We start from the raw sequence: 22,773 nt of genomic DNA, 5'->3' as shown, positions 1-22,773 counted from the left end.
CTGAGAAAGACTGGTCTGCCACAATTTTTCCCGAAGCGTCAAAAACCTGTACTTTACCGGCTCCGGTTCCGGGATTTGTAATGTTCAGCACCGTGCTGGCCGGAATGGGAAAAGCCGATAATTTACTGACAGCCTGGATTTCTTTCGCACTCAGTACTGTGGTGGGTAAGGCATAGATTTCGGTATGAGATTGGTAAATATCATTGACTCGGCTCTCATTATAGACCACTAATTTATTGGTATTGCTTACGGAATCGTGGTAAACATTGAAGTTTACATTACCAATAGTGGGATCAGGATTGAAATCTTTAAGCAAAACACCGTCTTCATTGATCAGCATAAGCTTATTTTTAAAAGTGAAATTAGAGGATTGAGCTCCGATCATGATTTCAAATTTGTTGTCTGTATTGAAGATGTTTTTTGAAACAGTAAAATCATAGCCAAGATCATATGAGCTGAAAAACGGATGTATATAGGTTGCAGGCAACGGAAGAATTACAGTTTTGTAAACAGAATAATCCGGATTGTAAATTTTAATCTTATTGTCTGCCGTTAAGGAAAAATAATACGTTTCTGTAGACGTAGAATAAACATAGGTTTCTTCGGTGTTAAATGCGTGCTCCAACGTAAGCTGTCCGAACATAAAGCTTGCCGCAAAAAGCGCTGCTGAAAAGAATAACTTTTTCATGGTTAATAATGGGTTTAAAATTAGGTCTGCAAAAATACATAAATTCCCTGGTAAATGAATAGCCCGCACTGGTAGAATAAACAATGCCGGACGCAATTTGATACCCTGTTAATATCCTGTAAGACCCATATTCTCCTGGATTGAATTCCCAAAAGCGTATTCTCCCAAAAAAGTGTAATTTTAGCCATCTATTAAATCTGAAAGTATGAGAAGGGAAATTCAGAATAAAACGCCTCAGTTTGACATCTCCGGTACATCACCGGAAATCTATCCGTTTGAAAAAGACGGATTGCAACTGAAGTCATCTTACCGTCCGGAAGATGTTAAGGATAAGGAGCTTACGAAGACTTCGCCGGGGATAGCACCTTATCTCCGCGGACCGTATTCCACCATGTATGTACAGAAACCCTGGACCATCCGCCAGTATGCGGGATTTTCCACAGCCGAGGAATCCAATGCTTTCTACAGAAGAAACCTGGCGGCGGGGCAAAAAGGACTTTCCGTGGCTTTTGACCTGGCAACCCACAGAGGATATGATTCCGATCATGCGAGAGTGGTGGGCGATGTCGGAAAAGCCGGTGTAGCGATTGATTCGGTTGAGGATATGAAAATCCTGTTCAATGAAATTCCGCTGGACCAGATTTCAGTTTCCATGACGATGAACGGCGCCGTGCTGCCCATTCTTTCATTCTATATCGTTGCTGCAGAAGAGCAGGGTGTTTCACAGGAACTGCTTTCCGGGACTATCCAGAATGACATCCTCAAAGAATTCATGGTACGGAATACCTATATCTATCCGCCGGCTCCCTCAATGAAGATCATTGCCGATATTTTCGAATATACTTCCCGGAACATTCCGAAATTCAACTCAATCTCCATTTCAGGCTACCATATGCAGGAAGCCGGGGCCACACCGGTACTGGAAATGGCTTATACCTTAGCAGACGGACTCGAATATGTGCGTACCGGAATACAGGCCGGAATGAAGGTGGATGATTTTGCCCCCCGCTTATCCTTTTTCTGGGCCATTGGCATGAACCATTTTATGGAAATCGCGAAAATGAGAGCCGCAAGGTACATCTGGGCCACCCTATTGAAGCAGTTTGATCCGCAGAACCCGAAATCACTGGCATTACGGACGCATTCCCAAACTTCAGGATGGTCCCTTACGGAACAGGAACCCTTCAATAATATTACCCGGACAGCCATTGAAGCGCTGTCTTCGGCATTGGGCGGAACACAGTCGCTCCATACCAACGCGCTGGACGAAGCCATTGCGCTCCCAACCGACTATTCGGCAAAGATTGCACGGAATACCCAGATCATCCTGCAGCAGGAAAGCGGCATCTGCGATGTCGTAGACCCGATGGGCGGAAGCAACCTGGTGGAAAGCCTGACCCAGCAGATGATTGAAGAGGCCATGAAATACATTGATGAGGTGGAGCAGGAAGGCGGTATGACCAAAGCCATTGAAGCCGGTATCCCGAAAATGAGGATTGAAGAAGCTGCCGCCCGGAAACAGGCCAAAATTGACAGCGGGGAAGAATTCATTATCGGCGTAAATTCATTCCGGTCAGCACTGAAACAGCAGCCTATGGAAATCCTGGACATCGATAATACGGAAGTCCGCAGGAAACAGATCGAAAGACTGGAAAAAATAAAAGCGGAAAGAAATACCGAAGCTGTAGAAGGAATTTTAAGTGAAATCAGGACCTCTGCCAAAACCGGTGAAGGAAATTTACTTGCCCTGTGCATCGAAGCGGCCAGAAGAAGGGTGACGCTCGGGGAAATGAGTGATGCCATGGAAGAAAGCTTCGGCAGGTACAAAGCAAACATCAGAACCATCTCAGGAGTATATGCCATGAACGCAGGGAAAAATGAATATTTCGGAAAAGCTTTGGAGCTGACCCAGAAATTTGAAGATGAAGAAGGCCGCCGTCCCAGACTGATGGTGGCCAAAATGGGCCAGGACGGTCATGACAGGGGAGCCAAGGTAGTGGCCACCGCTTTTGCCGATATGGGATTCGATGTAGACGTCGCACCGCTGTTCCAGACACCCGAAGAAGTAGCAAAGCAGGCCGTGGAAAACGACATCCATATTTTAGGCGTTTCATCGCTGGCTGCCGGACATAAGACACTGGTTCCGCAGGTGGTGGCGGAACTCGGAAAACTGGGGGCAGATGATATTACCATTGTAGTCGGAGGAGTCATTCCGCAGCAGGATTACGAATTCCTGTATGCCAATGGCGCCGATTTTATCTTCGGCCCCGGTACCAATCTTCCGAAATGTGCCGTAGACATTTTAGAACGGTTTTTACATTAACGGGAAATGATAAGTGCCTTCGCTCTGCCTGCACCTGGCTGTCAGAATAAAGCGCCAGCCGGTGAAGTCAGCACGCAAATGAGATCCCTGCAGATAAAAATTACGGTTGGATGTGCTGAACTATAGGAAAGAAGGTTAACCGGTCACTTTCCGGCGCCCGGTTTCCTTCTCTCATTGGCTGAACGGACTTCCGGTCCGGTTTACGTTAAACTATTTTAACGTTACGGGAATTGCGGTTTGCATGGCTTTTGTATAAACTTTAAAAAAATAATTATGGCTTATACAGTAGTTTCCGTTTTTCCTTCGACAGCAGATACGGAAGGAATTAAAAATGACCTGAAAAATTTCGGATTCAATGAATCTGATATCCTGATCTCAAAAGCGCAGACTTCGAACGAACTGGCAGGAGAGGCACATGAAACCCATACGAGAGACCAGAGCTTCTGGGACTTTATCTTCGCCAACGATATAGAAGCACTGGATGCTTACCGGAACGAAAGTACCGGAAATACCAATATTGTGGTCTATGCAGATACCTTTGAAGAAGCACAGAGGGCAAAAATGATCCTTAATGAAAAAGGGGCTATTCAGGTACAGCGTAAAGAAGGGGAAACCCATAACCACCAGCAGCAGGATACTCCTCCCGAAGGAATGTCAGAGGATGTTTATAACGGCATCATTGCCAAGGCAAGGCATAACGTTTACTTTCTGGGGTCAGACCGTCAGGATACGGGCAACCACAGGGGCATGGAAGACGAAATGGACAGCCAGGGCTCCAAAGATTAACATCACTTTTTCCTAATACAAATCAGGCCGTCGTTTTTTATGATGGCCTTTCTTTATACATTCCGCCGGCCTCTGTTTTTTTTAATACTGCAGGATCAGGCGCACATATTTCATACTTATAAGCCGGGGATGAACGCTTATCGGCAGATAAAATTCAGATGATTTGCCAATTTGTAAATTTTTATTATATTTGCAATTCAAAATAAAGTTTAACCCTTAAAAAAACAACGGAGCAATGTTCAGAGTAACACCTATTTCTTCTACAGGATTACCCCTTATGGTGGTAAGGCTTCGCGGTAGGGTATTTTCTTAGAATAACAGTACAATGAAATATCAGAACCCGGAGTCGTAAGATTCCGGGTTTTTTTGTTGTGCAAAGATTAAGATCTACGGATCATTTCCCGGAATCATTTCAAATTTTTTTATCAGGAGCTGTTTCCTGCTTTCCGCTGTATCTTTTTGGCCAGGGCTTACCTTGCCGCACAAAAAGGATGCCGCTGCAATCAGGGCTATGGAAAGCGGCTGGTACAAACCCATGAGGTTTTTAAAACCTCATAGGTTTACGATATCCGCTCAACTGAAATTATAGTTGAACGGCAGATCGTTCCGGTCAGCAGTAAACAGGCACAGCTCTGCATCCTAATACCGGGAATAGCAATGGAAGACGATAACCTTCTGCCCTTCAGGCTAAGGAGCCTGAGAAGCAGGAAAAGAATAATAAAAAAAGATCAGGAAAAACAGATCAGGAAAAAGCATGTCCGTAGTGAAAAACTCTGGCATCTGAAGAGAAACATTTCTCTGGTACCGCTTGATAAGCCCTATCAGAAAGGCTTCGTAAGGTTTTTTGCCGTTAGGGAAGATATAAAGGCCGGCGCCGACAGGGAATTCTTTGAAGCAATACTGGAGAAAATCAATACACGGATGTATTCGGAGAACCGGAAATTCACAAAAAAGAAAAAGAGGAGAGGCCGGAAAATCCAGGTGGAAAGGATCCAGCACCTCGAAAGGCTCTCCCTAACGAAGTGGCTTGATCCCAAAACAGGGATCACAGACCGTGAAAAGCAGTACTTTATGAAAAAAGAAGAATACGATCCGTACAGAAAAAGATACAATACGGTATACGAATTCACAGAACCATGGAGATTTGTACTGAAGGTAATCCCTTACATGATTACCCATTACAAACCGCTGGATTCCGGCCTGGAAAAGGAGTATGATGCACTGTACGCTTATCTGGACAGACATAAGATTGCCGGCCTGGTCATAAAAAAGATCTATGGCGGATCGCGTAAGTGGAACGATGGGAAGCAGGAAACCCACCTTATGACGAGTAAAAAATACTTCACCTGTAAAATGTCTGCAACGGAGATTGCAGAAAATCTGGACGATGGAAACGTCCGTAATTATTTAAACCTACACTCATGGGAAATTTAAAACTTAAAGGAAAAGACATATTAAAAATCGGCTATCCGAACAACCAGAGCGTCAATATTGCGCTGGAGGTCATGAAGAGGAATTTTGCCACCAAAAATATTCATCACGTAAAAGCTTTGCTGAAGGAAATCCTGACAGATCCGGTACGTTTTGAAGAAGACCTGACTTTCGGCCAGATTGCGGAAGCCCTTCTGTCAGCAAAAAAAACGGAAAAAAGAATGCTGAATACCGGCCGGGCTCCGTTTCAGGTATTCGGGAACCGGATTTCAGACGAAGCCAAAAACCAGCTGTACACGGCGCTGAAGCTTCCGGTATCCATACAGGGAGCACTGATGCCCGATGCCCACAGTGGCTACGGCCTTCCGATCGGAGGCGTGCTTGCCGTGGAAAATGCCGTAATTCCGTATGGAGTCGGTATGGATATCGGATGCAGGATGTGCCTCAGCATCCTGGATACTCCGGTTTCTTACCTGGACGGAGCCAGGGATAAATATGAAAAGGCTCTGGCGGAGCATACAAAATTCGGGATGTATGAAACCCACAAATCCCACATCGACCATGAGGTTTTCGACAGGGATACCTTCGATCTGATTCCCATTTTGAGAAGGCTGAAAGGAAAAGCCGTGAAACAGATGGGCAGCTCCGGCGGCGGAAACCATTTCGTGGAATTCGGGGAAGTGGAGATTACGGAAGAAGACAGGCAGATCGGTCTGCCAAAAGGGAAATACCTCGGGATCCTTTCCCATAGCGGTTCACGGGGGTTAGGCGCCGAGATTGCCCAATACTATTCCAGGGTAGCCACAGACCAGTGTCCGTTACCAAAAGAAGCCCGGAGCTTTGCATGGCTGGATCTGGATAGCCATCTGGGCATGGAATACTGGACCGCCATGAACCTGGCAGGGGATTATGCCTCAGCCTGTCATGACGATATCCACCGGAGACTGATAAAAGCTGTCGGCGGCAGGCTGAAGGCCAGGATTGAAAATCACCACAATTTCGCCTGGAAGGAAATCCATAACGGGAAAGAAGTAATTGTTCACCGGAAAGGAGCTACTCCCGCAAAGGAAAATGAATTGGGAATGATTCCCGGCTCTATGACGGCTAAAGGATTTATCGTGCGCGGAAAAGGGAATCCGGATTCACTGCATTCTGCCTCCCATGGCGCCGGACGTGCTTTTTCCAGAGGAGAATGCAGGAATTTATTCACCCTGAATGATATTAAAAAAGAATTACAGCTTAAAAATGTCACACTCATGGGCGGAAATACGGAGGAAGCGCCGATGGCCTACAAAGATATCCATGAAGTGATGAATGCACAGAGCGAACTTGTTGAGATCCTGGGCACCTTCCAGCCGAGAATCGTAAGGATGGATAAATAGGAAGGATAAAAGCAGCCATGCTGCAAACCACCGAATTTGTCATAAAACAACCTGACAGTTTCCGAAATCTGTCAGGTTTACCAAAAATTAAAAAAATGAATACGATCATACAGATCACCTCGGGAAGAGGGCCTTTGGAATGCCAGTGGGTAGTGGCCAAAGTTCTGAAAGTTTTCCTGGAGGAAGCCGTACAGGCTGCTGTACAATATGAGATCATCCACCGTGAGAATGGCGATGAAAATTTTACATTGAAATCCGTTACCCTGCTGCTGAGCGGAAAAGGGACCGGCGAATTATTAAGCCGTTGGTTGGGAAGTGTTTGCTGGACAGGCAGAAGTACCTTCCGGAAGCTCCATAAAAGGAGCAACTGGTACATCGGTATTTTCCGTCTGGAAGAGGTGAGCGAAATACATTTCCAGGAAAAAAACATCCGGTTCCAGACCGTCAGAAGCCAGGGAAGCGGCGGCCAGAATGTCAATAAGGTAAATACGGCGGTCCGTGCCACCTATGAACCGACAGGCTAGGCCGTGTTCGTACAGGATTCGCGGTCTCAGCTGGAAAATAAAAAACGGGCGGTCCTGAGACTAAAGGAGAAAGTACAGTCGGCCCATATCCAGCAGCTGGAAAGAAAAATGCAGGAAACTTGGAACAATCACCTTCAGGTACAGCGGGGAAGTCCGGTGCGTTCATTCACCGGAACGGATTTTAAAAAGCAGCACCAGGATAAATCGTTCAGCAAAAAGAGAAGTTTCCTGAAAAACGAATTAAAAAAGTACAATCATGACCTTGACTAAAAATAAATATTACTTCGAAGCATTGGACAATTATCCGTATTATCTTTCGGAATGCCTTGAAGCTCTGAACTATGCGCTTTCATACGATCCGGAAGATCCGGACAGCCTTTGCCTGATGGGAAGAATTCATTCCGAGATTGTAAAGGACTACGAGACGGCAAAAAGCTATTTTGCAGAAGCCATGCAGTACAACGTTACCAATATCAACACCCCGCAGCATTACATCAAATGCCTGCTGGAAAACGAAGATCTTGAAGAAGCCGGAAAATTGATTGCTTATGCAATGAAAATAAAAGGGATTGATAAATATAAAATCCTCACTCAGCAGTCAGTATTGAATGAAAGAAAGCTTGAATTCAAAAAAGCGCAGGTTTCCCTCCGGGAAGCCCGGAAATATGCCCGCGATCAGTCAATGCTTGATCTTTTAAAAACCAGGCAGAAATTTATAAAATCATTGACTGAGAATAAAAAGAAGATTACAGGAAAAAAGAAGAAGAAAAAATCCAAGGCATAGTGGTCTTTCAGGTCATGATGCAGTGATCCGGAACAAAGGATGCTTACGAAACAATTTTTCAATTATATTGCAGCATTATTTAAATAAGCCATAATGATGAAAAAATTATTTTTACTGACGGCAGCACTGTCCCTTGTGAACATTCATGCCATTGCTCAAACCTATGCTGTACATTCTCTGCCGGAAATCCCGCTCTGGCCGGACAAAATGCCGGATGCCAGTGGAGCCCGGGGTCCTGAAGTCAACAACCAGGGTTCCCTGACCCATATTTCAACGCCCAGGCTTATCGTCCACCGCCCGGAAACGCCCAATGGAGTGGCAGTGCTGGTAATCAGCGGCGGCGGATATGCGCATATTGAAACCGGAAAAGAAAGCGGGCCTGCAGCAGAATGGCTGGTATCAAAGGGGATTACAGCTTTCGAACTGATTTACAGGCTCCCGCAGGAAGGCTGGGAAACTCCGTACGTTCCTTTTGAAGACGGTCAGAGAGCCTTACGGATGATCCGTGCCCATGCGGCTGAATATGCTGTGGATCCTCATAAAATTGGCATATTGGGTTTCTCGGCAGGAGGCCATCTTGCAGGAATGGTGGCTTCAGTGCCGGATAAAGTGTTCTATAAGCCTGTAGATGCTGTAGACGGCATATCTGCAAAACCGGATTTTGCAGGGCTGATTTATCCGGTAATTTCCATGCTTCCGCCTAATGATACCACCCATTCGCAGAAAAGCATCCTGGGAAAGCATCCGTCAATGGCTGAAGAATCTGAATTTTCCGTTGAAAAGCAGGTGAAAGCAGGAATGCCGCCGGTATTCCTGGCCCAGGCTTCAGATGATCCCATTGCTTCCATAGATAACAGCCTGCTGATGTTTTCAGCATTGAGGAAATCGGGAATACCTGCTGAACTGCATATTTTCCAGCAGGGCGGCCACGGCTGGGGAATGGGAAAGCCCGGTACGGAAACCTCTTCATGGCCTGATCTTTTTCAGGACTGGATGCAGGCTAACGGATTCAGGTGAAAGCTCAACACCTTCCTCATGATTCATAAAAAAAAGCTTTCGGAAGAAAGCTTTTTTTATTTTTTAACCGATACGATGTAGTCGTATACCCACTGGTGCTGTTCATCAGTAAGTTTAGCCTTCGGAGCCATGGAATTCATGATTCCTACCCATTGTACCGGCGTATGGGCGGCAGGATCAGGCAGCTTATGGCACCGCCCGCAGGAATTTTCAAAAATGGTTTTTCCCTGGGCAATCTGTTCTGCCGTAGAAGTGCTGGCAACAGGGGCTGTGGCAGTAGACGATTTTGGCGTACAGGAGGCCAGTACCAAAGCAGTAAATGCTGCACCCGCGATAATTCTTTTCATGTGAATAGTATTTATTTGATGGACAAATGTAACAAATTACCTTTTCCCACCGCTGAAAACAGAATAATTTAGAAGAAATAAAAATTAGCACTATCAGTATAAGGGCAGGCAAAATTTTGAAGAAAATGAGCGTTGTGTCTATTGACCGTTGAATTTTAAATGTTTACTTTTGATTCAATGAAATTTTCTACAGAAGAACTGGCAGCAGGAATACGATCGGGCAACAAACGCCTGATCGCAAAAGCCATCACCCTGGTAGAAAGTAAAAAAAACGAACACCGGCAGCAGGCTGAAGAGTTGCTCAAGCGGATTATGCCTTTTACGGGAAACTCGGTGCGCGTAGGCATTACCGGTGTTCCGGGAGCCGGTAAATCGACATTCATAGAAAATTTCGGCCGGCTGGCCATCTCTGAAGGTAAAAAAGTAGCTGTGCTGGCTATAGACCCGAGTTCAGCCATTAATAAAGGCAGCATCCTGGGCGATAAAACCCGTATGGAAGAGCTGGCAAAAGAAGAAAATGCTTTTATCCGTCCGTCTCCGAGCTCCGGATTCCTGGGGGGCGTAGCCAATACCACTTTTGAAACCATGATGATCTGCGAAGCGGCAGGATATGATTTCATCCTTATCGAAACCGTAGGAGTAGGGCAGTCTGAAGTGCTGGTGGCAGATATTACCGATGTCTTCCTTTTTCTTAAAATTATAGGCGGCGGGGATGAGCTTCAGGGCATCAAGCGGGGCATCATGGAAATGGTGGATGTGATCTTCATCAATAAAGTAGAAAAGGATAACCTGCAGAAAGGAAAAAATACCCGGCTGGAACTGAAAAGGGCGCTGGATTTTATGCCGCCGAAAGAGAAAAACTGGAAAGTTCCGGTAGTACTGGGATCTGCATTGCAGAACAGCGGTCTTGATGAGGTCTTCTCAAAAATACATGATTTTGTCAACTTTAAAATGAAAAGCGGCCGCTTTCATGAAGTAAGGCTATGGCAGGCTGAAAAAAGATATGAATACTGGGTACAGCAGTATATTCTGTCGATGATGAAAAAAAGCGATGCCATAGGAAATGCTTACGAAGAACATAAAAAAAATGCTTCGGCCATGGTTTCAAGTCCCAGTACCGAAGCCAGATTATTTGTTCAGAAATTCCTGTCTGAAAATTCAATCAATCAGGGCTGAGGTTTTTCAGCTTCGTTTTTTGTGATATATCCGTCATAGGAAATCGGCTGCCGGTCATTGCTCCGGACAGAGGTAAAAGCCTTGCCGTTTTTATAAATTTCCATAATAATTTCATCTACCGTAGATTGATCATTTACTTTGATCTTTACGATCCATTTTCCCTTTTTATTCTGGGAAGTATTTACTGTGAAATCCTTTGAAGTCAGCCGGTATCCGCTTTGGGTGGTATTTCCGTAACTCGGGTTGAAAACCCGCCCGAAATAGGGAAGTGCCATATCCAGCTGTCCTTTTCGGAGATCTACCGAATAGTTGCTTCCGGAAAGATCCAGGATTCTTGTAGCCGGCGCATTGGGTAATGAGGTCATTACGTTAATGACATCATAATTGGTAGGATTTGCACGCTGGGCATGGAAGGAAAAATCCTGTGAACTTACCAGCATGCTGACGGCTTGAGGATCAGCTCCTTTTTGTGAAGAGCAACTCTGGAAAATCATCAGAAATCCGGAGATCAATATGATAGAAAGATATTTTTTCATAAAATAAACGTTTGTAGATGATCAGCAGCAAATTATATGCAAATGTAAAAAGCAGAAACTGTTTTGGAATAAAAATTGTTAAAGTTGAACTAATAATAGGACAAATATGAAAATCACACATCTTTTAGGGATGGGAGCACTGGCTTTAACAGTAAGTGCATGTACCACCAACCCCATTACGGGAAGATCATCCCTTCAGCTTGCGAACAATTCCGAGATTATGTCTATGGCTGCTCAGGAATACCGTACAACCTTAGGGAAATCAAAAGTAATTACGGGCACTGCAGATGCAAAGAGAGTAACCAATGTAGGATCAAGGATAAAAGCAGCAGCACAGAAATATTATCAGACCATAGGAAGATCAGGCGATATTGCCAATTACCAGTGGGAATTCAATCTGATCCAGAGCAACGAACTGAATGCATGGTGTATGCCCGGCGGAAAAGTGGCGGTCTATACGGGAATTCTTCCGGTAACCAAAAATGAAAACGGACTTGCGGTAGTGATGGGACATGAAGTATCACATGCACTTGCCGGCCATGGGAATGAAAGAATTTCACAGGCGATGGTAGCGCAGTATGGCGGTGCTATTCTGGGTGGCAGTATTTCCAACTCCCAGTGGGCAAGCGTCTTCCAGCAGGTTTATCCTATCGGATCCCAGGTCGCTTTACTGAAATACGGACGTAATCAGGAATCCGAAGCAGATGAAATGGGACTATACCTGATGAGCATGGCCGGATATGATCCGAGAGAAGCTACTTCTTTCTGGGGCAGAATGGAAGCCGCTTCCAACGGAGCCAGACAGCCGGAATTCCTGTCTACCCACCCGAATCCTGAAACAAGGATTGCTGATATCAATAAAGACCTTCCGAAAGCGCTGGAATATTATAAGGCTGCAGGCGGAAAAATATAAGTTACGAATTTAACCTCGAGTAAAGAACCTTATTAAATGATTCTGAATTTAATAAGGTTTTTTCTTTCATCATCACATTACATCACATCATATTACATCACATCAAACACCACTATTATGAAGGGTTTAACGATCACAGGATTTTTACTGCTTGCCGTATCGGCACTGCTGTTTTATCTCACTACTGATTTTACCGTTGAAGAAATAAGGATGTCCCATGTCATGGGAACTCTTGCCGGTATTGGAATCGGTCTGATTATCGGCGGTATTGTAGGCTATTCCAGCAAAGGAAGTGCTATCAAGGAAGAGGAGAGGAGAAAAGAATTTGTCCGTCTTCAGAAAGAAAAAGAAGACCTGGAAAAACAAGCTGCAGAACTTGCCAGGCGTGAAAATGAATTACAGGGTCAAAGACAAAATCCTCAGATCTGATCTGAGGATTTCTTATTTTTACCGGTATAGCTTTAGAATTTATATCCTACCCCCACCATAAAAAGGTTGGGCCTGTTGTCATATCTGATCTCTTCGCCTGAAACCCGGTTGATGAAATTCCTGGAATCTTTACTGAAGGCTCCTTCATATTTCGCGTTCAGGATCAGCTTGGAGATTTCCACCTGTGCTCCGAACTGGTAACCTACGGTGAAATTATCGCGGGCATTTTCCCTGAAATCATTGAATGTATCTTCTTTGCTCAGGTTATAGCTGGCTACCGGACCTACAAAAACGCCTACGGTGTTTCCCAGCACGTTATATCCCAGCAATACAGGCAGATCCAGACGGCTGCTTTTGATATCAAAACTGGTATTGGCTGCTGTAAACTCGTTTTTAAAGTTGGTATAATACAGTTCCGGCATCAGGAAAAAAGAAGTAGGTAAGCCTACCTTCAATGATAATCCCACGTTAAAACCTGCGTTGTTTTTACCTTCCCCCTCAATGGCCTGGTTTACCGTGCCTTTGATGTTCTGCCAGCTTGGCGATCCTGTAGGGAATATCACATTCGCTTTAGCAGCCAGAGAAATCTGTGCAGTAGCCATCAGCGAAAAACCTATAAGTGCGGTACTAAGAATCTTTTTCATTGTCTTCCAGTTTTGTGATTGTATTATCAATAGTTTTATTGTTCTCAAGCAAATATTCCCTCAGTTCTTTAAAAAGTTCTGATGAATAGACAAAGTCGATGAGGTTTTTGTTACCTGCAGTAATCAGGACATCTTTATTGCCTTCCCATTCTTTCAATCCAAGCCTCAGGTAAACGATTTTTTCACCTATGGTCATTACGGAATTCATATCGTGGGTATTGATGATGGTCGTCGTATTGTATTCTTTGGTGATTTCCAGCAGAAGGTCATCGATGACGTTTGACGTATAAGGGTCCAATCCGGAATTAGGCTCATCACAGAACAGGTATTTAGGATTATTTACGATCGCTCTCGCAATAGCCACCCGCTTCTGCATTCCCCCGGAAATTTCAGAGGGAAATTTTCTATTGGCCTTATCCAGATGTACCCGGCCGATGACTTCAAAGACACGCCGTTTCTTTTCCCTGAAAGAAAGATTGGTAAACATGTCCAGTGGGAACATGATATTCTCTTCCACCGTCAGCGAGTCAAACAGCGCACTTCCCTGGAATACCGTTCCGATTTCTGAACGGAGATGCTGCTTCTCATCACGGGACATGGTATTGATATCCTTGCCGTCAAACAGGATTTCTCCCGAAGTCGGCTGGAATACATTCAGTAAACTTTTCAGGAAAACCGTTTTTCCCGAACCGCTCTGGCCGATAATAAGATTTACCTTACCTTTATCAAAACTCGTTGAAATCCCTTTAAGCACCTCAACCTGATCAAAACTTTTTTTAAGATCTTTTACCTCAATCATCAGCTTAAAATTAATTGCGTTAGTAATAATTCAGAAAGGATGATGAAAACCATCGTCCAGACCACCGCCTGTGTACTGGCACGGCCTACTTCCAGTGATCCTCCCTTTACATTATATCCGAAATAGGAGGGTACCGTAGCGATAATAAAGGCAAACACAATAGTCTTTGAAAATGCGTAATAAACAAACAGGTTAGGCATAAACATCTGTATCCCTGTGATATAATCGTTTGTTGTCCAGTTTCCTGTAAGAACCCCGGCAATATATCCTCCGCCGATCCCGAAAACAATACTGATGGCAATAAGCAAAGGATTGAACAGCATACAGGCTGCAATTTTAGGTAAAATCAAAAAGTTAGGGGAATTTACGCCCATGATATCCAGCGCATCAATCTGCTCAGAAACCCTCATGGTTCCGATGCTGGAAGCGATGTAGGAGCCTACTTTTCCTGCCAGGATCAGGCTGATGATGGTGGGTGAAAATTCCAGTACCAGTACCGCTTTGGTAGCATATCCTACAAATGAAGGCGGAATGGGAAAAGACGAAGAATCAAAATTATTGAACATCTGTATGGCGACAACAGCCCCGACAAATATAGAAGTAAAGATGACTAGACCAAAAGAGTTGACGCCAAGATCATTGATTTCCCTCATGAACAGCTTCCAGAATACCCTCATCTTCTGAGGTTTCTGTATAGATTTACCCAGGAGAAGAATGTATTCTCCTATTGCTGTAAAAAACTTTTTTACCATTCTGCTAAATTAGACTTTTTTATTGAATTTAAATCAGAGAACAACAAGAGTGCCGAAACAGATATGCTGTTGTCAATTTAAATTAAATATTGAAACGGCCGTCTGTAACATCAATGTGACAGGCTATCTGAATTGCTTCATTCTGCGTTTTTATCTCCTCCGATGACCAATAATACAGTTTTGAGGATAATAACGAGATCCAGTACAAAACTCCAGTTACGTACGTAAAAGGCATCAGCTAATATTCTCTTATTCATTTCGAGTTCCACATCGCCTGCATCCCCGCGAAGGCCATTAACCTGTGCCAGACCTGTGATTCCCGGGCTGACCATACTCCGGAGGCTGTACCTCCCGATTTTGGGCTTATAATAATTATCTACTGCCAGCATATGCGGCCTTGGACCGACGATGGACATTTCCCCTTTCAGTACATTCAGGAACTGCGGCATTTCATCCAGGCTGGTTTTCCTCAGGAACCTGCCGATTTTCGTGATGCGCGCATCATTGGGCTGTGTTGTTTTTACCGAGGAATCATCATTCACAATCATGGTCCGGAACTTAATGCATTGAAATACATCTTCATGAAATCCATATCTCTTCTGCATAAAAAAAACAGGTCCTTTTGAGGTAATTTTAATACAGAGGGCAATAAGCGGGAAGAGCCACGTACAGATGGTGATCAGCACGATCATGGAAAAAACAACATCAAAAGTCCTTTTCAGCAGGAAATTCGAATGGTAATCCAGCGGGTATTTTGCCTGGTTCAGTACGGGCTGTGTCTGGATATAGCCCATGTCATAGAGGAAAAAGTCACTTTGGGTAATGCTCGGAATAAGAGAAATATGAACCTTATTGGCCTCAGCCAGCCGGAAGATTTCCTTTTCCTTGCTTTCACTGTATGAATTTTCCATCGGGATAAAAAGGGTGTGGATGCCATTGGCTTTCCAGAAACCGATCAGTTCTTCAGCATTGATTTCAGGATGGGTATAATTAAAGATTTTATATCCGTAATCCTTTCTTGTCTTCAGGATGTTTTTCAGGACTTCCGTAGCATTGTTTTCACTGAGAAACATAACGTTTCTGTGATTAATCCCCAAACTCCTGAAATATTTGATTCCGAAATAGATAAGCGATTTTGACAGGAAGATAAAAAAGAAAAGATAAAATGACAGCCAGTAGATATCCGAATTGAAAAATACATTCTGGCTTACTTTACTGATCAGCAGGATCCCGAAAATAAACAACAGGAAATGGACGAGCAGCCGCTCAAGGAAAAGGGTATAAGTAAGGTTCCTCGGGATATTGTAGATTTTTGTCCTGCCGCTCAGCAGCATCCAGAACAGAAATAATAAGGCCAGGGAAAACGCATTCTGGTACCAGGTTTCCGGGTTATACTTCAATTCCATATTCCGGCTTACAAAGAAGAATACGAAAACGCCTGCAATAACCATAAGGTCAAGCAAAACAATAATCGATTTCAGATATCTGGAATATCGGATTCTCTGCATGGATTAGAATTAACGGCTACGGGGTCTAAATTACGTAATTTTACGGTATATTCAGGTATTTGTGAGTCTGAACCGAAGCTCTCCACTCAGGATGTTCCAGAATAAAGTCGGTGATCTTGGGATACATCTCATCTCTTTTGCTCCATTCGCTCTGGAGATAAAGGGTACAGTGTTCCGAAACTTTCGAAGCCTGCTCCTGGGCAAACTTAAAATCATTATGGTTAAAGACAATTACTTTCAGCTCATGGGCCCGCCGGTAAATCTCTTCTTTCGGAAGCCCTGTCTTCTTAGGGGAAAGCGTGATCCAGTCGATCTGCCCGCTCAAAGGATAGGCTCCGGAAGTTTCAATATGGATGGTGCATCCCAATGCCTTCAGGCGGGACGTTAGAACATCAAGATTCCACATCAGCGGCTCACCGCCGGTAAGGACGATGGTTTTGCAGTGACTGGCTGCCTGTTCTGCAATTTCTTCTGCATTCATCAGCGGATGTAAGGTGGGATCCCAGCTTTCCTTGACATCGCACCAGTGGCATCCCACATCGCATCCGCCCAGTCTGATGAAATAGGCTGCTTTGCCGGTATAGGCCCCCTCTCCCTGAAGAGTGTAAAAATGCTCCATCACCGGGAGCATTTTACCTTCTTTCAATAAAATATTTTCTTCTATTTTCATTATTACATTAGTCGTTATAGACCGAAGTTTTATAGGCAATGATGGTGTTTTTCATCAGCATCGCTCTTGTCATAGGCCCAACTCCTCCCGGAACAGGCGTAATCCAGCTCGCTTTGGCCGCACAGCTGTCAAAATCTACATCTCCTGCCAGGTAATATCCCTTGGGAGAATCATTGTCTACTCTGGTAATCCCTACGTCAACGATCACCGCTCCTTCCTTGATCATATCACCTTTCAGGAAATGAGGGTCACCCAAAGCTGTGATCACAATATCCGCTTTCCGGGTGTATTCTTCAATATCCTTTGTATAGGAATGCGTCAGGGTAACGGTAGAGTTTCCCGGGAAATCTTTCCTTCCCATCAGGATGCTCATCGGTCTTCCCACGATTTTACTTCTTCCGATGATGACGCAGTCTTTCCCTTTGGTTTCGATATTGTATCTTTCCAGCAATGTTAAAATCCCAAACGGTGTGGCAGGCAGGAAAGTATCCATCTCCAATGCCATTCTTCCGAAGTTTTCCGGATGGAAGCCATCCACGTCTTTCCTGGGATCAATTGCGTTGATGATTTTTTCCTGGTCGATCTGATCAGGCAGGGGAAGCTGAACGATAAATCCGTCCACTGCTTTTGACTTATTCAATTCATCAATTTTTTCCAAAAGCTCAGATTCGGAGACCGTGCTCGGGAATTTTACCAGGCTTGACTGGAATCCTACTTCCTCACAGTCTTTCACCTTGGAGTTTACGTAGGCTTTGCTGGCTCCGTTATTCCCCACCAGGATGGCGACCAAATGCGGGGCTCTTCTTTTCCCGGCAACAATTTTTTCAACCTCAGCCTTGATTTCCTGTTTTATTTCTTTGGATATCTTTAATCCGTCCAGAATTTCTGCCATTTTTACTTTTTATTTACTTTATTTATTAGATTGTTAAGGATACTTTTCCGGATTCTGATGCGTGCAGAAAATGGAAATTATGTAAACAAATTTTTTAGTTTCATCTATATGGAAGAGAATAATATAGGGAAACTTTTTTATTGGGAGTACTCTTACATCATCATACCGTATCTGGAAAAAGGGATTTTTCTCCAGGTTTTCATAAGCTTTCGATAATTGCTTCCGAAAGTTTGAAGCTGCTGAAGGAGAAATCGCTTTATAATAATGTACTGCTTCTAAAATATCTTCATTTGCTTCCGGATAATGGAAGATATCAAATGCCATGATCTTTTTTCAGTTTTTGTAAAAAATCTTTTGCCGTAGTAAATTCCGTATGATTTTTAGCCTTTCTTTCATCAATCAACCTTTTCATTTCTTCGGTCAATTCAAAATCATCCTCTTCCTTTTCAAAACGGATCTTCATTTTTTTCAAAAGATTTTCCATAAAAGTTTCTTCTTCCTTATCTTTCAGATGTATTGTTATGGTACTCATTTGTTTTATTTTTAATCAAAATTAATGAAAATCCGCAGTACTTATTTATTTGCTTTATAATAATTAATCAGTCCGTTGGTAGAGCTGTCATGAGAAGTAACCGCTTCATTGCTTTCCAGTTCCGGAAGGATCTTGTTGGCAAGTACTTTCCCCAGTTCTACACCGAATTGGTCGAAGCTGAAGATATTCCAGATCACTCCCTGAACGAAAATCTTATGCTCATACAATGCAATCAGCTGTCCGAGGGAAAATGGAGTCAGCTCATTGAAGATCACAGAATTGGTCGGGGTATTACCATGGAAAACTTTATAATTCAGCAGGAAGTCAATTTCTTCTTCCGATTTCCCGGAATTTCTCAGTTCTTCTTCTACCTCTTCTTCCGTTTTCCCGAAAGCAAGGGCTTCGGTCTGGGCAAAAAAGTTCGCCAGCAATTTATCCTGATGGTCTGAAACTTTATTCGGGCTCTTGGCATACGCAATAAAATCTGCCGGAATCAGCTCGGTTCCCTGGTGGATCAGCTGATAAAAGGCATGCTGCCCGTTGGTTCCGGGCTCTCCCCAGATAATCGGGCCGGTTTCATAGTCTACGAATTCACCATTCCGGTCCACGCATTTTCCGTTGCTTTCCATATCGCCCTGCTGGAGATAGGCTGCAAAACGGTCCAGGTATTGGGAGTAAGGTAAGATGGCATAGCTGGTAGCTGCATAGAAGTTGCGGTACCAGATTCCCAGTATTCCCATCAGTACCGGAATATTCTCAGGGAATTCCGCAGTCTGGAAATGAACATCCGTATCATGCGCTCCCTTTAGGAGCTGCTCAAAATTATCATAGCCTACGGAAAGAACAATACTCAGTCCGATGGCACTCCATAAGGAATAACGGCCGCCGACCCAATCCCAGAATTCAAAAATATTTTCTTCCGCAATCCCGAAATCCTTCACTGCCTGCACATTGGTGGATAGCGCCACGAAATGGCGGGCTACATCTTCCTGGGTTCCGGCATTCAGGAACCAGTCTTTTGCCGAGTTGGCATTCGTCATGGTTTCCTGTGTCGTAAACGTCTTGGAGGCAATAATGAACAGTGTCGTTTCAGGATTCAGATTTTTTACGACTTCCGCCAGATGGTTTCCGTCTACATTGGATACAAAATGAACGTTAAGCCTCGTTTTAAAATGCTTCAGGGCAGAAACCACCATTACCGGACCCAGGTCTGAACCTCCGATCCCGATATTTACGACATCGGTAATTTCTTTTCCGCTGAAGCCTTTATGGTTTCCTGAGATGATGCTCTCGGAAAAAGACTTCATGTGATCCAGTACTCTTCTGATCTGAGGTTTAATATTTTCTCCGTCCACCAGGATTTCCTTACCGGAAAAATCTCTTAATGCCGTATGAAGTACAGCCCTGCCTTCCGTTTCGTTGATGATGTCACCCGAAAACATTTTGGAAATGGCTTCTTTCAGGTTACATTCTTCTGCCAGATTCAGGAGAAGGTGCTTTGTTTCAGCATCAATCAGGTTCTTGGAATAATCAAACAAAAAGTTGGGTCTTTTGATAGAAAATTCAGTAAAACGGTTGGGGTTATTTTCAAAAAGGTTTCTCAGATCAAAGTCATTGTTGGCAAACTGTTCGTCCAGTGCTTTCCAGCTGTTGGTTTGAGTTGGATTTATTTTTGATAGCATGTGTTTAGAAATTAAGGTGTTAAGGCTTCGGAGTCGGGGTGTCTAAATGCCGGATCCGTCTGCACGATTGTTGATGCGCAAATTTACGGAATTTTACCTCAATGATGTTAATGGATGATTAAAAATCAGTCGGCATATGGTGACTGATCCCGGAAAAAGGGAAAACCTCCGTGCATTGCCAGGAGGTTATAATGAATGATATGAAAATAATTTTCAGCAGGAATGAGGTTTAGATTTCCATCTCTGCCGAATGTTTTTTAAGGGTTTTTCTTTTTCTTATAAAGTAGGTAACCACGGCAGCAATCAGCAGGATCGGCCAGATGGCAATCAGCCCGGCTATTATCTTCTGGATAAGGTAATAGCCCTCTTCAAAAGCAGTCTTTATACTATAAGCAAAATCAAACCTGTATTGCTTGTCTATACTTTCGGTGTTAATGACCGGAATGGCTGCTACACGGACACCGGGCTCTTTAATATAAATATCCACAGTACTGTATCTCAGCTGGTCGGTAACGTTCATGCTGTTCAGCTGTTGGATATTGCTTTCTGCCGCATTCTCATTATCCAGTTTAACCTGGTCTTTACCCGGTTTCAGACGGCTGATGTTGTTTTCATTCTTTTTCACCCGGTTGCTTTCCAGCGCTGCATATTGGATATCGGAAGTTATATCTTCCGCATGGATGGACCGTGTATTCAGGAACAGTTTCCTGTCATTCACCAGGGTTAAAAGCTCCCCGAGCTTTTCAGAAGGCACTTTTACCTGCATGCCGTTTTCTGTCTGGTATTTTTTTATCAGTAAGGCCTCTTCATCCGAAGTATGATAGGTTTCTTCTGAAATTATATTGCTCTTCATCTCGCTATGGGTAACAAATCCTCCCAGTTCCTGAACCGATTTTTCGATGGAAATGGTTGCCTCATAGACATTTTTTACTTCCATATTGACATGGGCAGTAGTAATGAACTGTTTGTCTTTAACTCTGATGGAAACTGCTGAGGAGATGCTGTCTGGTGCTACTGCTGTTGCAGAATCTGCTGTTGCGTATGCGTTGCGCTCTGCTTTTGAAGCTTCTCCTTTCTTGCAGGAGTAAACGGCTGAAAGGATGGATGCTGCAAAGATCAGTCTGATGTACGTTGTTTTCATAGAATTATTGTAAGGGTTTATATCTTTCAAAGTTCAGCCCGGATTTTTTGTAACGTTTGAAAATCTCCTATAAAGGTATTGTAAACAATAAATTCGGAATAACTGATTAACGATCAATGTTTTGTAAAACAAATCTCGGTAAAGACCTCTGTTTTCGGATTAATTTTTGCTACCATTCCATACAACAAGCACAACCTATTATTATGTCAAAAACTTTTTCTAAAATCAGAAATGCCATAGAATTATTCAGGTCAATTGATTTTGATCAGCTCAGCACCATCTCTCAGAAAGTCAATCTTCCTAAACTGATGGAAAATTTTTCAAAGCTTGATGATAAGCAGCTGAAAGGGATGATGAAGATGCTGGATCCTAACAAAGTAAAAAAAGAACTTCCGGCCATTGATGGAGATTTTTACGATATGTCACATAAGCTTTCCCCGGAGCACAGGGAAATCCAGCTCAGGGTGCGGGCGTTTATGGAAAAAGAGGTGAAGCCTTTGGTGAACCATTACTGGCTGCGGGATGAGTTTCCCCACGAACTGATCCCGAAATTCCAGAAACTGGGGATTTGCGGAGTTACCTATGAAGGGTACGGATGTCCGGGAATGCCCTTCCTGATGGAAGGCATTATCGCCATGGAGATGGCACGGATCGATGCTTCCATTGCTACTTTCTTTGGCGTACAGTCGGGCCTCTCCATGGGATCCATCTACATGTGCGGCTCGGAAGAGCAGAAACAGAAATGGCTGCCGCAGATGCAGAAGTTTGAAAAGATCGGGGCTTTTGGGCTTACGGAACCTGAAGTAGGCTCCGGTGCGGCAGGTGGTCTTACCGTAACCTGCAAGAGAACTCCGGAAGGCTGGATCCTGAACGGACAGAAAAAATGGATAGGAAATGCCACTTTTGCAGATGTTATCATCATCTGGGCCAGGGATCTTGATGATGGAGAAGTGAAGGGGTTTATCGTGGAAAAGGATAATCCGGGCTATGCTGTGGAAAAAATTAAAGGGAAAATGGCTTTACGGATTGTACAGAACGGACTTATTACGCTGAAAGACTGTGTGGTTACTGAAGAGAACCGCCTGCAAAATGCTCATACTTTCAAAGACACGGCAAAAGTGCTGCAGATGACGAGGGCAGGTGTCGCATGGATGGCTACCGGCTGCGCAAGGGGTGCCTATGAAAGCGCTTTGGATTATACCCGGAAAAGAGAGCAGTTCGGCAAACCGATTGCTTCTTTCCAGATGATCCAGGGACATCTGGTGGAAATGCTGTCTAATTTAACTGCCATGCAGACTATGGTTTTCAGGCTTTCAGAAATGCAGGATGAAGGCGTCCTGAAAGATGAGCATGCCTCGCTGGCCAAGGTATTCTGTACGCTCAGAACACGGGATATTGTATCAAGAGCACGTGAGGTATTGGGCGGCAACGGCATCCTGCTTGAATATGATGTGGCCAGATTTGTCGCTGATGCCGAAGCTATTTATTCCTACGAAGGCACCAAGGAAATCAATTCCCTGATTGTGGGAAGGTCAATTACAGGCTTTAGTGCTTTTGTGTAGAAATCATAGTAAGTTTTGCTTATAGCTTTAATACAGGTCAATATATGCCACAGCGCCTAGAGACATTCAGCGGTCTCAATGCAAATAATCTAATTATAGCTAATATTTTCGATAATGCAAATATTAGGTAATCAAATATTTAGTGTATTTCAAAAAATAAGTCATAAAAAGCAAATGATATAACGTGTTGATATTTAGTTTATTGATTGTTATTTTTCGTTGTGTTGTGAATTATAAAAATGGTGATTTATTTAA

23 protein-coding genes and 1 pseudogene are annotated in these 22,773 nt (G+C 43.8%); 11 read left to right on the top strand and 13 right to left on the bottom strand.

Translation table 11 applies throughout. The features are described from left to right. Positions 1–688 (bottom strand): hypothetical protein (locus QZ735_RS01505; RefSeq protein WP_294243537.1); only part of this gene is annotated, 688 nt, incomplete at its 3' end. 205 nt (positions 689–893) lie between these two features. On the opposite strand from QZ735_RS01505, the gene scpA reads away from it, so the two are divergent. The 7 genes and pseudogenes from scpA to QZ735_RS01470 all read left to right on the top strand — a co-directional run bounded on the left by scpA (position 894) and on the right by QZ735_RS01470 (position 8,935). Continuing rightward, positions 894–3,011: a methylmalonyl-CoA mutase gene (gene scpA, locus QZ735_RS01500; protein WP_294243535.1), complete on the top strand. Its 2,118-nt coding sequence runs from the start codon at positions 894–896 to the stop codon at positions 3,009–3,011. A gap of 273 nt (positions 3,012–3,284) precedes the next feature. Further along, the gene (locus QZ735_RS01495; RefSeq protein WP_294243533.1) at positions 3,285–3,797 is read left to right on the top strand and encodes a hypothetical protein; all 513 of its coding nucleotides are present in this window, start codon (positions 3,285–3,287) and stop codon (positions 3,795–3,797) included. Positions 3,798–4,454: 657 nt separating this feature from the next. Then, positions 4,455–5,231, top strand: a complete 777-nt coding sequence (locus tag QZ735_RS01490; RefSeq protein WP_294243531.1) for a hypothetical protein — start codon at positions 4,455–4,457, stop codon at positions 5,229–5,231. Further along, complete coding sequence (locus tag QZ735_RS01485) at positions 5,219–6,610, top strand: RtcB family protein (RefSeq protein WP_294243529.1); 1,392 nt, start codon at positions 5,219–5,221, stop codon at positions 6,608–6,610. Before QZ735_RS01490 ends, QZ735_RS01485 begins: the two co-directional genes overlap by 13 nt. A gap of 95 nt (positions 6,611–6,705) precedes the next feature. Next, positions 6,706–7,404, top strand: a pseudogene (prfH, locus tag QZ735_RS01480) (peptide chain release factor H). Beyond that, positions 7,391–7,918: a hypothetical protein gene (locus QZ735_RS01475; protein ID WP_294243528.1), complete on the top strand. Its 528-nt coding sequence runs from the start codon at positions 7,391–7,393 to the stop codon at positions 7,916–7,918. The pseudogene prfH and the gene QZ735_RS01475 overlap by 14 nt, the downstream one beginning before the upstream one ends. A 93-nt stretch (positions 7,919–8,011) precedes the next feature. Beyond that, positions 8,012–8,935, top strand: a complete 924-nt coding sequence (locus QZ735_RS01470) for an alpha/beta hydrolase (RefSeq protein WP_294243526.1) — start codon at positions 8,012–8,014, stop codon at positions 8,933–8,935. 56 nt (positions 8,936–8,991) lie between these two features. Here QZ735_RS01470 and QZ735_RS01465 read toward each other — a convergent pair whose 3' ends face one another. Next, on the bottom strand, positions 8,992–9,282 hold the full coding sequence (locus QZ735_RS01465; protein ID WP_294243525.1) for a cytochrome c: 291 nt from the start codon (positions 9,280–9,282) through the stop codon (positions 8,992–8,994). 177 nt (positions 9,283–9,459) lie between these two features. On the opposite strand from QZ735_RS01465, the gene meaB reads away from it, so the two are divergent. Further along, positions 9,460–10,458 (top strand): methylmalonyl Co-A mutase-associated GTPase MeaB, encoded by a 999-nt coding sequence (gene meaB, locus QZ735_RS01460; RefSeq protein ID WP_294243523.1) that lies wholly within the window; start codon positions 9,460–9,462, stop codon positions 10,456–10,458. On the opposite strand, the gene QZ735_RS01455 is transcribed toward meaB, so the two are convergent. Then, positions 10,449–10,994, bottom strand: coding sequence for a DUF4251 domain-containing protein (locus tag QZ735_RS01455; protein ID WP_294243521.1), 546 nt, complete (start codon positions 10,992–10,994; stop codon positions 10,449–10,451). The two genes, meaB and QZ735_RS01455, sit on opposite strands and share 10 nt — an antisense overlap. Positions 10,995–11,100: 106 nt before the next feature. Here QZ735_RS01455 and QZ735_RS01450 point away from each other — a divergent pair, with 106 nt between their 5' ends. Then, entirely contained in the window at positions 11,101–11,907 is an 807-nt protein-coding gene (locus QZ735_RS01450) for a M48 family metallopeptidase (protein ID WP_294243519.1), read from the top strand. Between the two features lie 117 nt (positions 11,908–12,024). Next, positions 12,025–12,336 carry a hypothetical protein gene (locus tag QZ735_RS01445; RefSeq protein WP_294243517.1) on the top strand — a complete coding sequence of 104 codons (312 nt, stop codon included), beginning with the start codon at positions 12,025–12,027 and terminating at the stop codon, positions 12,334–12,336. 32 nt (positions 12,337–12,368) lie between these two features. Here the strand turns inward: QZ735_RS01445 and QZ735_RS01440 are convergent, their stop codons facing one another. The 10 genes from QZ735_RS01440 to QZ735_RS01395 form a co-directional block, all read right to left on the bottom strand. Then, entirely contained in the window at positions 12,369–12,980 is a 612-nt protein-coding gene (locus QZ735_RS01440) for an outer membrane beta-barrel protein (protein ID WP_294243516.1), read from the bottom strand. Then, positions 12,964–13,779 (bottom strand): ABC transporter ATP-binding protein, encoded by an 816-nt coding sequence (locus QZ735_RS01435; protein WP_294243515.1) that lies wholly within the window; start codon positions 13,777–13,779, stop codon positions 12,964–12,966. The genes QZ735_RS01440 and QZ735_RS01435 overlap by 17 nt, the downstream gene beginning before the upstream one ends. Continuing rightward, positions 13,779–14,531, bottom strand: a complete 753-nt coding sequence (locus QZ735_RS01430; protein ID WP_294243514.1) for an ABC transporter permease — start codon at positions 14,529–14,531, stop codon at positions 13,779–13,781. The genes QZ735_RS01435 and QZ735_RS01430 overlap by 1 nt, the downstream gene beginning before the upstream one ends. A 137-nt stretch (positions 14,532–14,668) precedes the next feature. Then, a complete protein-coding gene (locus QZ735_RS01425; RefSeq protein ID WP_294243513.1) occupies positions 14,669–16,039 on the bottom strand; it encodes an exopolysaccharide biosynthesis polyprenyl glycosylphosphotransferase in 1,371 nt (456 codons plus the stop codon). Between the two features lie 40 nt (positions 16,040–16,079). Beyond that, complete coding sequence (locus QZ735_RS01420; protein ID WP_294243511.1) at positions 16,080–16,709, bottom strand: 7-carboxy-7-deazaguanine synthase QueE; 630 nt, start codon at positions 16,707–16,709, stop codon at positions 16,080–16,082. Between the two features lie 7 nt (positions 16,710–16,716). Further along, positions 16,717–17,601, bottom strand: coding sequence for a bifunctional 5,10-methylenetetrahydrofolate dehydrogenase/5,10-methenyltetrahydrofolate cyclohydrolase (locus QZ735_RS01415; protein ID WP_294243509.1), 885 nt, complete (start codon positions 17,599–17,601; stop codon positions 16,717–16,719). Positions 17,602–17,634: 33 nt separating this feature from the next. Further along, positions 17,635–17,925 (bottom strand): type II toxin-antitoxin system RelE/ParE family toxin, encoded by a 291-nt coding sequence (locus QZ735_RS01410; protein WP_294243507.1) that lies wholly within the window; start codon positions 17,923–17,925, stop codon positions 17,635–17,637. Continuing rightward, positions 17,915–18,133 carry a hypothetical protein gene (locus tag QZ735_RS01405; protein WP_294243505.1) on the bottom strand — a complete coding sequence of 73 codons (219 nt, stop codon included), beginning with the start codon at positions 18,131–18,133 and terminating at the stop codon, positions 17,915–17,917. Before QZ735_RS01405 ends, QZ735_RS01410 begins: the two co-directional genes overlap by 11 nt. A 41-nt stretch (positions 18,134–18,174) precedes the next feature. After that, on the bottom strand, positions 18,175–19,815 hold the full coding sequence (gene pgi, locus QZ735_RS01400; RefSeq protein WP_294243503.1) for a glucose-6-phosphate isomerase: 1,641 nt from the start codon (positions 19,813–19,815) through the stop codon (positions 18,175–18,177). Between the two features lie 229 nt (positions 19,816–20,044). Then, positions 20,045–20,956: a DUF4349 domain-containing protein gene (locus tag QZ735_RS01395; protein WP_294243501.1), complete on the bottom strand. Its 912-nt coding sequence runs from the start codon at positions 20,954–20,956 to the stop codon at positions 20,045–20,047. Between the two features lie 203 nt (positions 20,957–21,159). Between QZ735_RS01395 and QZ735_RS01390 the strand changes: the two genes are divergently transcribed. Continuing rightward, positions 21,160–22,518, top strand: a complete 1,359-nt coding sequence (locus QZ735_RS01390) for an acyl-CoA dehydrogenase family protein (protein ID WP_294243499.1) — start codon at positions 21,160–21,162, stop codon at positions 22,516–22,518. Positions 22,519–22,773: the final 255 nt, after the last annotated feature.

The sequence above is a fragment of the uncultured Chryseobacterium sp. genome, from assembly GCF_913776365.1.
Lineage (GTDB): Bacteria > Bacteroidota > Bacteroidia > Flavobacteriales > Weeksellaceae > Chryseobacterium.
Note: the sequence above shows the minus strand (reverse complement) of the source record. Positions and strands in the feature narration are given on the sequence as shown.